Annotated in this window: 16 protein-coding genes; 10 read left to right on the plus strand and 6 right to left on the minus strand. The window is 68.5% G+C overall.

Features of this window, described 5'->3' with window-relative positions:
* The first annotated feature begins 14 nt into the window (after positions 1 to 14).
* On the plus strand, positions 15 to 635 hold the full coding sequence (locus ACYVLV_RS04910; RefSeq protein ID WP_460808134.1) for a trimeric intracellular cation channel family protein: 621 nt from the start codon (positions 15 to 17) through the stop codon (positions 633 to 635).
* Between the two features lie 5 nt (positions 636 to 640).
* On the opposite strand, the gene ACYVLV_RS04915 is transcribed toward ACYVLV_RS04910, so the two are convergent.
* Together ACYVLV_RS04915 and ACYVLV_RS04920 are read right to left on the minus strand one after the other, a co-directional pair.
* The gene (locus tag ACYVLV_RS04915) at positions 641 to 1,972 is read right to left on the minus strand and encodes a D-arabinono-1,4-lactone oxidase (RefSeq protein WP_460808136.1); all 1,332 of its coding nucleotides are present in this window, start codon (positions 1,970 to 1,972) and stop codon (positions 641 to 643) included.
* Positions 1,944 to 3,161: an MFS transporter gene (locus ACYVLV_RS04920; RefSeq protein ID WP_460808137.1), complete on the minus strand. Its 1,218-nt coding sequence runs from the start codon at positions 3,159 to 3,161 to the stop codon at positions 1,944 to 1,946. The genes ACYVLV_RS04915 and ACYVLV_RS04920 overlap by 29 nt, the downstream gene beginning before the upstream one ends.
* Positions 3,162 to 3,194: 33 nt before the next feature.
* Here ACYVLV_RS04920 and ACYVLV_RS04925 point away from each other — a divergent pair, with 33 nt between their 5' ends.
* The 3 genes from ACYVLV_RS04925 (at position 3,195) to ACYVLV_RS04935 (ending at position 5,548) form a co-directional block, all read left to right on the plus strand.
* Positions 3,195 to 4,310, plus strand: coding sequence for a ferrochelatase (locus ACYVLV_RS04925; RefSeq protein ID WP_460808138.1), 1,116 nt, complete (start codon positions 3,195 to 3,197; stop codon positions 4,308 to 4,310).
* Entirely contained in the window at positions 4,307 to 5,110 is an 804-nt protein-coding gene (locus tag ACYVLV_RS04930) for an inositol monophosphatase family protein (protein ID WP_460808139.1), read from the plus strand. Before ACYVLV_RS04925 ends, ACYVLV_RS04930 begins: the two co-directional genes overlap by 4 nt.
* 147 nt (positions 5,111 to 5,257) lie before the next feature.
* Positions 5,258 to 5,548: a DUF4193 domain-containing protein gene (locus ACYVLV_RS04935; protein WP_460808140.1), complete on the plus strand. Its 291-nt coding sequence runs from the start codon at positions 5,258 to 5,260 to the stop codon at positions 5,546 to 5,548.
* A gap of 104 nt (positions 5,549 to 5,652) precedes the next feature.
* Here ACYVLV_RS04935 and ACYVLV_RS04940 read toward each other — a convergent pair whose 3' ends face one another.
* Entirely contained in the window at positions 5,653 to 5,937 is a 285-nt protein-coding gene (locus tag ACYVLV_RS04940; RefSeq protein ID WP_460808142.1) for a DUF4235 domain-containing protein, read from the minus strand.
* A gap of 29 nt (positions 5,938 to 5,966) precedes the next feature.
* Positions 5,967 to 6,467: a DUF3093 domain-containing protein gene (locus tag ACYVLV_RS04945; protein WP_460808143.1), complete on the minus strand. Its 501-nt coding sequence runs from the start codon at positions 6,465 to 6,467 to the stop codon at positions 5,967 to 5,969.
* 52 nt (positions 6,468 to 6,519) lie between these two features.
* Between ACYVLV_RS04945 and dut the strand changes: the two genes are divergently transcribed.
* From dut to ACYVLV_RS04965, 4 genes are read left to right on the plus strand one after another with little or no spacing between them, the layout of a single operon-like run.
* On the plus strand, positions 6,520 to 6,954 hold the full coding sequence (gene dut / locus ACYVLV_RS04950; RefSeq protein ID WP_460808144.1) for a dUTP diphosphatase: 435 nt from the start codon (positions 6,520 to 6,522) through the stop codon (positions 6,952 to 6,954).
* 28 nt (positions 6,955 to 6,982) lie between these two features.
* Positions 6,983 to 7,762, plus strand: coding sequence for a DUF3710 domain-containing protein (locus ACYVLV_RS04955; RefSeq protein WP_460808146.1), 780 nt, complete (start codon positions 6,983 to 6,985; stop codon positions 7,760 to 7,762).
* A 10-nt stretch (positions 7,763 to 7,772) separates the two neighbouring features.
* The gene (locus ACYVLV_RS04960; RefSeq protein WP_460808147.1) at positions 7,773 to 8,135 is read left to right on the plus strand and encodes an OB-fold nucleic acid binding domain-containing protein; all 363 of its coding nucleotides are present in this window, start codon (positions 7,773 to 7,775) and stop codon (positions 8,133 to 8,135) included.
* Positions 8,132 to 8,830, plus strand: a complete 699-nt coding sequence (locus ACYVLV_RS04965) for a DUF3159 domain-containing protein (RefSeq protein ID WP_460808149.1) — start codon at positions 8,132 to 8,134, stop codon at positions 8,828 to 8,830. The genes ACYVLV_RS04960 and ACYVLV_RS04965 overlap by 4 nt, the downstream gene beginning before the upstream one ends.
* 9 nt (positions 8,831 to 8,839) lie before the next feature.
* Here ACYVLV_RS04965 and ACYVLV_RS04970 read toward each other — a convergent pair whose 3' ends face one another.
* On the minus strand, positions 8,840 to 9,514 hold the full coding sequence (locus ACYVLV_RS04970) for a potassium channel family protein (protein ID WP_460808150.1): 675 nt from the start codon (positions 9,512 to 9,514) through the stop codon (positions 8,840 to 8,842).
* Between the two features lie 69 nt (positions 9,515 to 9,583).
* On the minus strand, positions 9,584 to 10,249 hold the full coding sequence (locus ACYVLV_RS04975; protein ID WP_460808151.1) for a potassium channel family protein: 666 nt from the start codon (positions 10,247 to 10,249) through the stop codon (positions 9,584 to 9,586).
* Positions 10,250 to 10,346: 97 nt separating this feature from the next.
* Between ACYVLV_RS04975 and ACYVLV_RS04980 the strand changes: the two genes are divergently transcribed.
* The gene (locus tag ACYVLV_RS04980; RefSeq protein WP_460808396.1) at positions 10,347 to 12,371 is read left to right on the plus strand and encodes an APC family permease; all 2,025 of its coding nucleotides are present in this window, start codon (positions 10,347 to 10,349) and stop codon (positions 12,369 to 12,371) included.
* The gene (locus ACYVLV_RS04985) at positions 12,368 to 13,528 is read left to right on the plus strand and encodes a class I SAM-dependent RNA methyltransferase (protein WP_460808152.1); all 1,161 of its coding nucleotides are present in this window, start codon (positions 12,368 to 12,370) and stop codon (positions 13,526 to 13,528) included. The genes ACYVLV_RS04980 and ACYVLV_RS04985 overlap by 4 nt, the downstream gene beginning before the upstream one ends.
* Positions 13,529 to 13,645 lie beyond the last annotated feature (117 nt).

The raw sequence follows: 13,645 nt of genomic DNA on the forward strand, positions 1-13,645 counted from the left end.
CCTATCCTGGGCCGGTGCCGAGCACTCTGGTCGTCCTCGATCTCATCGGGATCTTCGTCTTCGCGATCACCGGGGCCCTGGTCGCCGTACGCAAGGACCTCGACGTCTTCGGGGTCCTGATCCTCGCCGGAACCACCGGGCTGGGGGGCGGGTTCCTGCGCGACGTCCTCATCGGGGCTACGCCGCCGGCCGCGTTGAACGACTGGCGCTACCTCCTGGTCCCCGTCGCGGCCGGTCTGGTGACCTTCGCCTATCACCCCACCCTGGGTCGGATGGAACGCACCGTGACGGTCTTCGACGCCTTCGGGTTGTCGGTGTTCTGCGTTGCGGGTGCCCTCAAGGCCCTCGAGTACGGCCTGGGTCCCCTTCCCGCGGCCCTGATGGGCATGGTGACCGGCATCGGAGGTGGCATGGTGCGCGACGTGCTCGCCGGCCGGGTCCCGGTGATCTTCCGGGGGGAGTTGTACGCCACGCCCGCCCTGGCCGGTGCCGCGGTGGCCGTGGTCGGAACCCGGCTCGAGTTCCCGGTGGTGCTGGTCGCGGCGGTGGGGGCGATGGTGTGTCTGTCCTGGCGACTGCTGGCGGCGTGGCGCCACTGGCAGGCGCCGCTGCCGACCGGTTCCTCGAGCGCCTGAGGCGGCTAGTCGCCCAGCACCCGACGCAGGTAGTCGTTGGCGAAGACCCGATCCGGGTCGAGACGGTCGCGCAGGGCGAGGAACTCGTCGAAACGCGGGTACGCCGCCGAGAGGTCCGCGGCTGCCAGGGTGTGCACCTTGCCCCAGTGCGGTCGTCCGCCGTGCGCACGCAGGATCGGTTCCATCAGCGCGAAGTACGCCGTGTGGTCGGCGCGGCGGTGGGTGTGGAAGGCCAGGTAGACCGAAGCCCGATCCGAGGCGGTGGACAGCGGGATGTCGTCGCCGGGAGTCACTCTGATCTCCACCGGGAACGACACCGTCAGGTCGCTGGCCTCCAGAGCCGCCCGGACCTCGGTCAGGGCGGCGAGCCCGGCGTCTCGCGGAACGGCGTACTCCATCTCCCGGAAGACCACACCACGCTCGCTGGTGAAGACCCGGTGGGCCAGGTCGACATAGGACCGGGGGCCGAGCATCCCGGCGTTCAGCCGGTTCATCCGTGGGATCACCCGGGGAGCGCGGTTCGCGGCGGCGGTGACGGCGCCGAACAGGTGGTTGGCCAACAGCTCGTCGTCGAGCCAGGCCCGCCAACGGGGGAGCGGGCGGGCGGCGCTGAGGTCCGTTCCCCGGCGCCGATTCCGTTTGCTGAGCAAACGGTCGGTGTGGGGGAACCAGTAGAGGTCGACGTGATCGTGGGTGTCGACGAGCTCGTCGAGTCCGCCGACCGCCTCGTCCCAGGTCATCGGCACCTCGACGGCCTCCAGGAGGAACAGGGGCTCGACCGCGAAGGTGATGGAGGTCAGGACACCGAGGGCTCCGAGCCCGACTCTGGCGAACTCCAGGATCCGTGGGTTCTCCTCGGCGTTGGCCCGCAACACCTCGCCGGTGCCCGTCACGAGTTCGAGGCCCACTACCTGGGCGCTCAGACTGGCCGCAGAGCCCCCGGTCCCGTGGGTGCCGGTCGAGATCGCGCCGGCCAGGGTCTGCTCGTCGATGTCGCCCATGTTGTGCAGGCTCAACCCGAGGGCTTCCAAGGCCAGGTTGAAGTCACGCAGCCGGGTGCCTGCGGCGGCGGTGACCGTCATCGCCGTCCGGTCCACCGCGAGAATTCCCGCCAGGGCGTGGGGGCGCAGCATGGTGTGCTCCGGCGCCGCTATCCCGGTGAAGCTGTGGCCGGTGCCGACCATCTTGAGCGTCTGCCCCTGCCGGCGGGCGACCTCCACCTCCCGCACGATCGCCTGAGCGTCGGGGGGATCGACCGAACGGACCGGGCTGGCACTCTCCAGCCCGGACCAGTTGCTCCAGCCGCGGTCAGACCCTGCGGTCGCTCGGGACGCCATGGGCCTCAGCGTAGCGAGAGCCACCGGGGGTCAGCAGCGAGACACCGGCAGCCAAGATGCCGCCCACGACACAGACCAGGTACGCCGCCGACGCGCCCCGGGCGTCGATGATCGCGCCGGCGATCGCCGCACCCGGGGCCACCCCGGCCACGATGCCGGTGTGCACGAAGGTCATGCCCTCGGTCATCCGAGAGGGTGGGAGGACCTGCTCGCACAGCGACAGCGAGGCGATCAGGGTCGGGGCGATCGCGAGTCCGGCCAGGAGCAGGGCCGCTCCCATGGCCAGCAACGAATCGATGAAGTACAACGGTGCGACCGCCACGGCCATCGCGGCCGAGCCCCACCGCAGCCGGATGAGCGGGCCGGACTTCCACCCGATGGCACCGGTGACCACACCGGCAGCGAGGCTCCCCAGCGCGTAGAGGGCGAGGAGGGGTCCGGCGTACGTCTTGCTGCCGACCTCCTCGGCGAAGGCGACCGTGGTCACCTCGATGGACCCGAACAACACCCCGATGCAGGCGCTCACCAGGGCGAGCGGGGCGATGACGCCCCAGGGCATCCGCGCCCGGTGCGCGCGGACGACGACCCGGGGGTGGGGTGGCGGTTCGGTGGAGCGCTGGCTCGCGAGGATGAGGGTTCCGAGCAGTCCGGTGACCAGGGCGGTGCCGAGGCCGGCCGCGGGGTGCACGGCGGTGGCCAGGACGGTCACCAGGATCGGGCCGGCGATGAAGACGACCTCGTCGGCCACCGCCTCGAGGGCGAAGGCGGTCTGCACCTCGTCGGGCTTGTCCAGGACGTGCGACCAGCGGGCACGCACGCAGGTACCCACCGAGGGAAGCGAGATCCCGGCCAGGACGGCCAGGGTGTAGGTGACCCCCATCGGCAGGGATTCCTGGACCGACCAGATCAGTGCGGCGAGCGAGACGCCCCAGAAGGTGATCAGCGGAGCCAGGACCCGGGCCTGACCCAGACGGTCCAGAAGCCGTCCGTGAACGATGGCCGCGAGCCCGTTGGAGAACAACGCGACGGCCGAGACGGCGCCCGCGGTCTTGTAGGAGTCCGTGGCGTTCTCGACCAGCAGAACGATGCCCAGTCCCACCATCGAGATCGGCAATCGAGCGACCAGTCCAGTCGCGCTGAATCGGGCCGTTCCGGGGCGCTCGAGGACGCGTCGATAGGTACTGATCATGGCCGGGTCAGGATAGAACTCTAGACTGGTTACGTGCCTATCGACGCGATGGAACCCCCCGATGTGACCCCCTACGACGCGGTGCTGCTGGTGTCCTTCGGGGGACCCGAAGCTCCCGAGGATGTGGTGCCGTTCCTGGAGAACGTCACCCGCGGGCGCGGCATCCCTCGCGAGCGCCTCGAAGAGGTCGGTGCCCACTATCACCTCTTCGGGGGTCGGTCCCCGATCAACGACCAGAACCGTGAGTTCATCGCCGCCGTCCGAGCCGATTTGGATGCCGCCGGGATCGACGTGCCGATCTACTGGGGGAACCGCAACTGGGACCCCTACCTGACCGACACGATCAAGACGATGGCCGCCGACGGGGTACGTCGGGCCGCCTGTTTCGTCACCAGTGCCTACTCGTCGTGGTCCGGGTGCCGGCAGTACCGCGAGAACCTCTTCGACGCCGTCGAGGGGGTGGAGAGCGCGCCCGTCCTGGACAAGTTGCGCCACTACTTCAACCACCCCGGTTTCGTGGAACCGTCGGTGGACGCGACCTTGGCGGCCCTCGCGGACCTCCCCGACGAGGTCCGGGCCGGGGCCCATCTCGCGTTCGTCACTCATTCCATCCCGACCGTCATGAACGACTCCAGCGGTCCGCCCGAGGCGGGAGGTGGGGCCTACGTCGCCCAGCACGAAGACCTGGCCGCCTCCGTGGTGGAGCACCTCGAGCGGGAAACCGGGGTCCGGCACCCCTTCGAGCTCGTTTACTGCTCACGCTCGGGGCCCCCGCAGATGCCGTGGCTCGAACCCGACATCAACGACCACCTCGAGACCCTGCACGGCCAGGGCGCCCCGGCCGTGGTGATGGTCCCCATCGGTTTCGTCTCCGATCACATGGAGGTCATCTACGACCTCGACACCGAGGCCATGGAGACCGCGGAACGGATCGGTCTCCCCGCCCGTCGGGCCGCCACCGCGGGACTGGACCCTCGGTTCGTGGGCACGGTCCGCGACCTGCTGCTCGAGCGGGCGACCGTGGAGCGCGGCGAGGAGGTGGCCAGGGCCGTGGTGGGCGGTTTCCCCGCCCTGTGGGACCGGTGCCCCGTCGGATGCTGCGCCAACCCGAGGGCCGACCGACCCGCCCTGTGCGGCGCCGCAGAGTGAATGTCGAACTCGCTGATCTCGCACTCGACGCAGCGCGGGCGGCCGCCGTACTCATCCGGGAACGAGCCGCCGCCGGGGTGACCGTGGCGGCGACGAAGAGTTCCGACGTGGACATCGTCACCGAAGCCGACCGGGCCAGTGAGGAACTGATTCGCGAACGGTTGCGGGCAGCCCGCCCGGACGACGGCTTCCTCGGCGAGGAGGGAGTCGACGAGACCGGGGCCTCGGGCGTGCGGTGGGTGATCGACCCCATCGACGGAACCGTGAACTTCCTCTACGGCCTGGGACAGCACGCGGTGTCCATCGCCGCTCAGCGTGACGGGGTCACCGTGGCCGGGGTCGTCCTGGACGTCACGGCGGGCACCGAGTACGTCGCGGTGCGCACCGAGACCGGGGTCGTGGCAACCCGTGACGGAGAGGCGATAACGGTCCGGGACCCGGCCGACCTCGGTCAGCGACTCATCGCCACCGGCTTCTCCTACGACAGGGAGGTCCGCGTCGTTCAAGCGCAGGCGCTCACCCGTCTGATCCCGCTGATCCGCGACATCCGCCGGCTGGGATCGTGCGCCCTGGACCTGTGTCTGGTGGCAGCCGGAGCGTTGGACGGGTACGTCGAGGAAGGGGTGAACCTCTGGGACTACGCCGCCGCCGCCCTGGTCTCGGAGGGGGCCGGAGCCCGCTGGGAGGTCCATCCTGGTGCGGGGGGACTAGACCTGTTGATCTGCGCGCCCCGGCACGGATTCGACGATTTCGAGCGAGCGGTCATCGACTGTGGGTTCGCTCGCGCCCCCGGGGAATAGGTCGGCCGAGAACGACGTTCCCTCATCTCAGCCATGGACCGGTGTGGGCCGCCGGGGTTACATGGTGCACAATCTGGCCCGCTACCACGGGCATCCGCTCATGAGGCCACCAGAACAAGGATAGGGACGAGGGGGAGGGACCACTCCATGGCTACCGACTACGACGCACCTCGCAAGAACGAAGAGGAATCGTCCGAAGAAAGCATCGAAGAGCTCAAGGCTCGACGTCACGACAAGAACTCGGGCAAGGTCGATGAGGACGAGACGGAGGCTGCTGAAGCCTTCGAGCTCCCCGGCGCCGATCTCTCCCACGAGGAGTTGGCCGTCGAGGTCAAGCCCAAGCAGAGCGACGAGTTCACCTGCATGAGCTGCTTCTTGGTCCACCACCGCAGTCAGTTGGCGGACGAGAAGAAGCTGTATTGCAAGGACTGTGTCTGACCCGGACTTCGTCTGACACACCCGACACGTACACCCGGGGCATCGGAAGCGTCATACGTTGACGCTCCGATCCCCGGGTTCTGCGTTTCGGGATGTGGGCGACTTCAGTCCTTGCGGAGACCCGGAGGCAGGTGTCCGGTGGACTTCGCGTAGTAGTTGGCGGCCCGTCGGGACGCCAGCATCCGAGCAAGGGCGATGAAGGTTCCGCTGGCCACGGCCCAGGCCACGGCCTCCCAGACGTCGACGTCGGGATCGGCCGGGTTGTCGGGCGGGTTCTTGCCCGTCGCGGCCTTCCACCCGGTGTGGAGCCCCTTCTTGGCCATTGCGGCCGCGCCGAGGGAGGAGACCAGCGACATCGCCGACCACGTCTTGGAACTGTCAGAAGCCATGGCAGGACCCTACCGACAGGTTCGAGGCCTCAAGGGGTCGGCTGGTCGAAGGTCCTGTGAGAGGTCAGCGCGGAGGCGAGGTCCGCGGGATGTCTGGTGCACAGCAGCCAGTACGGCGCGGGGTCGCGGGGATCGGTGATCTCCAACTGAACCGAACGCTTCAGGTAGGGGCGAAGCAACAGGTGGGCGCGGACGTCGGCGTCCCGCCCCGCGGTCTGCCGGGTCGCCGAGGCGTCCAGCGGGGTGATCGCGCCGACGTGGCGCAGATCGATCTGCGCGCGACCGGCGTGGAGCCGACCGTTCGCCACGCGGATCGTGGCCGACCCGTAGGCCACCAGGCAGCCCGCGAGCACGAGCAGGGCGAGTCCGGTGATCACCCAGGCCGCCGGTTCGGGGATCGCCACGATGAGCGCCAACCAGAACGTCGCGACCAGCATGGTCCCCTGGACCCACCAACGCAGGGGGACGCCCAGGCGTTCGGAGTACGTCGCCGCGGGACCGTTGTCCTGGCCGGACTGCTGTGGCTTCACAAGAACCCACGATCCCATCCCGGGGCGGAGGGTGAGGCACTAGGGTCCCAGCGTGCTCGATGTTGCCCTGGTCCGCCTGGACCCAGACCTCCCGCTGCCGGCCTACGCCCGACCCGGGGACGCCGGAGCGGACCTCTACACCGCGCAGGACCTGACTCTGCAGCCGGGTGAACGCGCCCTGGCGCCCACCGGGATCGGCGTGGCGCTGCCTGAGGGGTACGTCGCCCTGGTGCACCCACGCTCCGGCCTGGCCCTTCGACACGGCTTGTCGGTGGTCAACACCCCGGGCACCGTCGATGCGGGCTACCGCGGCGAGATCAAGGTGCTGTTGATCAACCACGACCTTCACGAATCGGTCACGCTGCACCGGGGAGATCGCATCGCTCAGTTGGTGATCCAACGGGTCGAGCAGGCACGCTTCGTGGTTGTCGACCAACTCCCCGAGAGTGTCCGTGGTGCGGGGGGTTACGGTTCTACCGGAGGCTGATCCACAGCCCTACTGAGGAGTGTTGTCGTTGAAGTTCCGTCGCAAGTCCCAGGCCGCCGCGTCTGAGGAGTCCACCGCGCCCGAGGAGTCCCTGGAACAGGGACCCGACGCGGATGAGCAGGAGGACGACGCGCCGACGGCGACGCCTGCCCTGGACGACCCCACGAGCGGCCCCTTCGACGCAGATGACCTTCCCGAGGACGACGGTCCGCGGATCGATCTCGGCTCGCTGCTCATCGGTTCCGAACCGGGTCGCGAACTGCGTCTCCAGGTCGACGACAAGACCGGAAACGTCCAGGCGATCGTGCTGGCCGGAAGCGATGGGGCGGTCGAGGTGCGGGCTTTCGCGGCTCCTCGACACGGGGACCTGTGGAGCGATGTGCGGCCCCAGATCGCCGCGGACATGGTGCAACGAGGCGGCGTGGCCACCGTGACCGAGGGACGTTTCGGCGACGAGTTGCACTGCGAGTTGCAGATCGCTCGACCCGAGGGCGGTCAGGTCCGTCAGATCTCGCGGATCGTGGGCATCAACGGCCCCCGTTGGATGCTGCGCGTGACCTTCCTCGGCCGACCCGCCGCGGAACCGGACAACGCCTTGGACTGGGAGAAGACGATCACCCAGCTCGCCGTTCGTCGTGGAGACCACGCGATGGCGGTGGGGGAGCCGCTGCCGGTGATCCTTCCCGAGAACGCTCGCAAGGTGGGACCGGCCGCACAGAACCCCGTGGCCGACCCCGAATCCAGCGAAGCCGGTGAGCCGGGGGCGCCCTCGGGCACCTCCTCGCCCCAGCAGCCCGAACAGAACTAGGCGGCGCGCGGTGCCTGAGAAAGGTCGACTCCGTCAGACCATCAGCCGATGGGCGAACACCAGCGACCAGCACGCCCGCGATCTGCGGGAGACCTACTCGGGTGACAACGTGTTCTGCATCAAGGACGCACCGGACCGTGAGACCGTCCGGCTGAGCGGCACCCTGCACACCGTGACGTTGCGTCCGCGGGGCGGCGTACCTGCGCTGGAGTCGGACCTGGACGACGGATCGGGACGGATCACCATCGTGTGGTTGGGCCGGCGACGGATCTCCGGGATCGCCCCTGGGCGTTCGATCCGCGTCGAGGGTCGGATCGGGATCCACGACGGTATCCGGATCATGTACAACCCGCGCTACGAACTTCTGCCATGACCGCTCCAGCACCCGCCATCGAGACCGTGGAGGCGCTGGTCCGGGCCCAACTGTCCAAGGCCCTCGGCGGCCGACGTGGCATGTTCGAGGCGGCCACGCCCACACTGCTGTTCACCGCGATCTGGCTGCCGACCAAGGACCTCCGAGTCGCTCTGATCTGCAGCGCCGCGGTGGCGTTGATCCTCCTCGTCATCCGGCTGGTGCAGCGATCCACCCTGCAGTTCGTCGGCAACGCCCTGTTCGGCATCGGACTGGGCTGGCTGTTCGTCTACCTCGCCGCCCGCGGGGGTGGCAGCGCCGACGAGCAGGCATTGGCGTTCTTCCTGCCGGGGTTGATCTGGTCGGGGGTCTACTCGCTGGGCGTCAGCCTGAGTTGTCTGCTCGGCTGGCCGCTGGTGGGGTTCATGCTGGGCAGCGTCACCGGCGACCCGCTCGCCTGGCGTGAGGACCGTCAGGTCGTGGTGTTGTGCACCCGCCTCACCTGGGTGCTCGTGATGCCGGGCCTGGTCGGCGTACTGCTGCAAGGACCGGTCTGGGTGGCCGGCTATTCGGGGCTGATGTCGGCCAGCACCGCCGTGATCGCGCTGTCCGCGCTCCGCTTCGGTCTGGGGTGGCCGCTGCGCTTCGCCGCCTTCGGTATGGCGACCTGGTTGCTGGCTCGCAACCACACCCCGCTGGAGCCTGCCACCTCCTGAGGGCGATCGTCAGCTGGCCGGGTGTTCCTCGGGCGCCAGGAGTTGCTCCAGGGCGTCTTCCTTGTCCTCGGGGACCACGAAGAGCAGTTCGTCCCCGGACTCCACGGGTTGTTCGGGATCGGGGATGTAGACCTGGTTGTCGCGCAGGATCGTGACCAGGGCGCAGTTCTCCGGCAGCGGGATCAGGCCGCACGGCTTGCCGACGTACGGCGAATCGGCCGGCAGGGTCATCTCGACCAGGTTCGCGTTGCCCTGGCGGAAGGTGAACAGCCGCACCAGGTCGCCGACCGTGACGGCCTCCTCCACGAGGGCCGACATGATGCGCGGGGTCGAGACGTTGACGTCGACCCCCCACGCTTCGGTGAAGAGCCACTCGTTGTTCGGGTGGTTGACCCGACCGACGGTGCGGGGTACGCCGAACTCGGTCTTGGCCAGTAGAGAGGTCACCAGGTTGGCCTTGTCATCGCCGGTCGCAGCGATGACGACGTCACACTTGTTGAGCTGCGCCTCCTCCAGGGAGGACAACTCACAGGAGTCGGCCAACAACCACTCGGCGTCGGGAACCCGCTCGGGACGGATCTCGCGCGGCTCCTTGTCGATCAGGAGTACGTCGTGGCCGTTGGTGATCAGTTCGCGAGCGATGGATCGTCCGACCGCTCCGGCTCCGGCAATGGCTACCCGCATCGTTGACCCTCTCTCGAGCCTGCATGGTTGGGGACGGGGTTGGTCGAGATGGGATCGGGCGAGAGGGGGTCAGCCGTCATCGGTGGGACCTTCCTCGATCACCCGGTAGGCGTGGGCGGCGTTCTCCTCGCGCATCACCAGGTGCAGGAGGTCGCCTTCCTGGATGACCGAGTCGCGCGTCGGCAGGATGCCGGCTCCCAACCGGTCGATCCACGCGATCCGCACCCGCGCCTGGAACTGCAGGTCGATGGTGCGCTGACCGATCCAGGCCTCGGTGACCGGGAGTTGGTCGAGTCGGATGGTCCCGGACGGGTCGCGGAAGTCGGGTTCGGCGCCTGCAGGGAGAATCCGGCGCAGCACCTGGTCGGCGGTCCACTTCACCGTGGCCACCGTGGTGATCCCGAGCCGCTGGTAGACCTCGGCGCGGCCCGGGTCGTAGATCCGGGCGACGACCTGCTCGAGGCCGAAGGTCTCGCGAGCCACCCGTGCCGCGATGATGTTGGAGTTGTCACCGCTCGAGACGGCAGCGAAGGCGTCGGCGCGTCGGATCCCGGCCTTCTCCAGCACCTCCTGGTCGAAGCCGTAGCCGGTGATCTTGTCACCGTTGAAGCTCGGGCCGAGTCGCCGGAAGGCGTCGGGCGAGCTATCGATCACCGAAACGGTGTGGTTGCGGTCCTCGAGGCTGCGCGCGAGCGTCGAACCGACGCGGCCACAGCCCATGATCACGACATGCACGTGCTCACCGTAGCGGCACCGGGTAGCCGTGGGTCACAACGGAGCAAAGTGACGTAGGTGGCGCGTGTGGGACCCGATGCGCGTACTGTTTCCGCTCGTGGGTGTCGGCGACGTCTCTAAGCGAATTCTGCTCGGACGCAAGCTTCGGAGCGCGCAGTTGGGAGAAACGCTCCTCCCGAAGCGGATTGCCCTACCCGTTTTCGCCAGCGATGCGCTCTCCTCGGTGGCCTACGCACCCGACGAGATCTTCATCATGCTCTCGCTGGCGGGGGTCACGTATTACTCGTTCTCCTGGAAGATCGCCATCGCCGTGGCGATCGTGATGGCGGCGGTCATCGCCTCCTATCGCCAGACGGTGCACGCCTATCCCAGCGGCGGGGGCGACTACGAGGTCGCCTCGGTGAACCTCGGGGTCCGCGCCGGAACGACCGTGGCCAGTGCCCTCCTGGTCGACTACGTCCTGACCGTGGCGGTGTCGATCTCGGCCGCTGCGCAGTACTCCGCGGCGGCGATCACTTCCTGGCAGGGCCATGAGGCGACCGTCGGAGCCGTGATGGTGGTCGCCCTGATGGCCATGAACCTGCGCGGTATCCGCGAGTCGGGGGCCTTCTTCGCGTGGCCGACGTACGCCTTCATGGCGGCGATCCTGGGGATGTGCCTCTTCGGCTTCATCCGGATGGCCGCCGGCACCCTCCCGGACGTGGAGAGTGCGAATCTGATGATCGAGGCGGACCCGGGCTTCGACGGAGCGCTGACCACCATCGGTCTGCTCTTCCTGCTGGCCAAGGCCTTCTCGTCCGGGTGCGCGGCCCTGACGGGGGTCGAGGCCATCTCGAACGGGGTCCCGGCCTTCCAACGTCCGAAGAGCCAGAACGCTGCCACGACCCTGCTGCTGTTGGCCATGATCGCGATCACCATGATGATCAGCGTCATCGTGCTGGCTCGTCAGATGGGCCTGCGGTACGTCGACCCCAACCAGTTGGACCGGCTCACCCTCAACGGCGAGCCCCTGCCCGGCGACTACGACCAGCACGCCGTGATCGCCCAGATCGCCCGTGCCGTCTTCGACGGCTTCGACCCCGGCTTCTACTTCGTCATCACCGTCACCGGCGTGATTCTGGTGCTCGCCGCGAACACCGCCTTCAACGGCTTCCCGGTTCTGGGTTCGATCCTGGCCAAGGACGGTTTCGCCCCCCGCGCCCTCGGCTCGCGCGGCGACCGGCTGGCCTACAGCAACGGCATCGTCTTCCTCGCGGTGATGGCGATCATCCTGATCCTGGTCTTCGACGCCGAGACCACCGCGCTGATCCAGCTCTACATCGTCGGAGTGTTCGTCTCCTTCAACCTCAGCCAACTGGGGATGATCCGGCACTGGACCCGGCGCCTGGCCACCGAGCGCGACCCGGTGCGGCGTCGCCGCTACATCCGGTCCCGGGTGATCAACGCCGTCGGCCTGTCCTTCACCGCGGTGGTGCTGGTGGTCGTGGTGATCACCAAGTTCCTCGAAGGGGCCTGGATCACCATCCTGGCGATGATCTTCTTCTACAGCGTGATGACGCGCATCAAGGGTCACTACGACGCGGTGCAGCTCGAACTCGCCGCCGACGACGACGACAAGGTGATGCCCACCCGGGTGCACGCGATCGTGCTGGTCTCCAAACTGCACAAGCCCACCCTGCGGGCTCTCGCCTTCGCCAAGGCGTCGCGTCCCAACGCCCTCGAGGGGGTGTACGTCGCCGCCGACGCCGCCGACACGAACCGGTTGCTGGAGGAGTGGGACCAGCGCAACCTCGGGGTGCCCCTGAAGGTGCTGCACTCGCCGTACCGCGAGCTGGTGCGCCCGATCGTGGAGTACGCCACCGAGATCCGGAAGGCGAACCCCCGCGGGGTCGTCGCGGTCTACATCCCCGAGTACGTCGTGGGCCGCTGGTGGGAGCAACTGCTGCACAACCAGACCGCGCTTCGCCTCAAGGGCCGGTTGCTGTTCACCCCCGGCGTCATGGTCACCTCCGTGCCCTATCAACTGCGGTCCTCCGAGATCGCCCTGGAGCGCGAGGAGCGGGAAAGCAGCCGGGTCCGCCCCGGTGACCTGCGGCGCGGACAAGTAGAGGACGAGCGATGAACTCCCCCCAGGCAGGACGACGCGGAGGGCAGGCGGGACGACGCCGCTCACCGCGACCCAAGAAGGCCCGCGGCGAGAGCCAGGTCGGCCAGCGCCACGAGGTCGAGGTCGGATCCGTGGCCCACGGTGGCCACTGCGTGGCCCGGGTCGAGGGTCGAGCAGTTTTCGTGCGGCACTGTCTGCCGGGGGAGCGGGTGATCCTCGAGATCACCGAGGGCACCGAGGGTGACCGTTTCTGGCGGGCCGACGCGGTCGAGATCCTCCAGGCATCGCCCGACCGGGTAGAGGCGCCCTGCCGCTACGCGGGTCCCGGCGGCTGTGGGGGTTGCGACTTCCAGCACGTCGACCTGGCCGCGCAGCGTGCCCTGAAGGCCGTGGTGGTCTCCGAGCAGCTGCAGCGTCTGGCCGGACTCGACCTCGACGTCACCGTGGAGGCGGTGCCCGGCGACGACCAAGGTCTGCGGTGGCGCACGCGCCAGCAGTACGTCGACCTGCCCGACGGGGGCAAGGGTTTGCGCAAGCACCGCTCCCGCGAGGTGATCGAGATCGACGACTGTCTCATCGAGGCGCCGGGCGGGCCGGCGTACGACGTCGCGGCCCGAGGGGTCGAGCACGCCTTCTCCGTGGCCGAGGACGGCTTCTGGCAGGTGCACCCGGGTGCTCCCGCGACCCTGGTCGAGACCGTGTTGTCGTTGTTGGACCCGCAACCCGGCGAACGCGCCCTCGACCTGTACGCCGGGGTCGGGCTCTTTGCTCGCTTCCTGCGCGATGCCGTGGGTGAGACCGGCCGCGTCGTGGCTGTGGAAGGTGACACCGAGGCCGCGCGCCATGCGCGGCTCAACTGCCCCGGTGTCACGGTGAGCACCGGGCCGGTCGCTGCTGTGTTGAAGGCCGAGCACGATGCTCCGTTCGACCTCGTCGTTCTCGACCCGCCCCGTGAGGGCGCCAAGCGGGGCGTGGTCGAGCAGGTCGTCGATCGCGCGCCGCGCGCCGTGGCCTACGTCGCCTGCGACCCCGCGGCCCTGGCTCGCGACGTCGCGATCTTCGCCGAGCACGGCTACCGGTTGAAGACCCTGCGCGCCTTCGACCTGTTCCCGATGACCCACCACGTCGAATGCGTTGCGCTGCTGGAGAAAACCGGCTCCGACCTGCGCTGAGCGTTTCGCAACAGCGCACTGGGGCAAGTTGCGATCAAGGGAGATAATTCGGCACCTGGTGCCGAATTATCGCCCCTAACTCTGGCTACCAAACAACCTTGATGTCGTGTATCTTGA

The organism is Nocardioides salsibiostraticola, assembly GCF_054783655.1.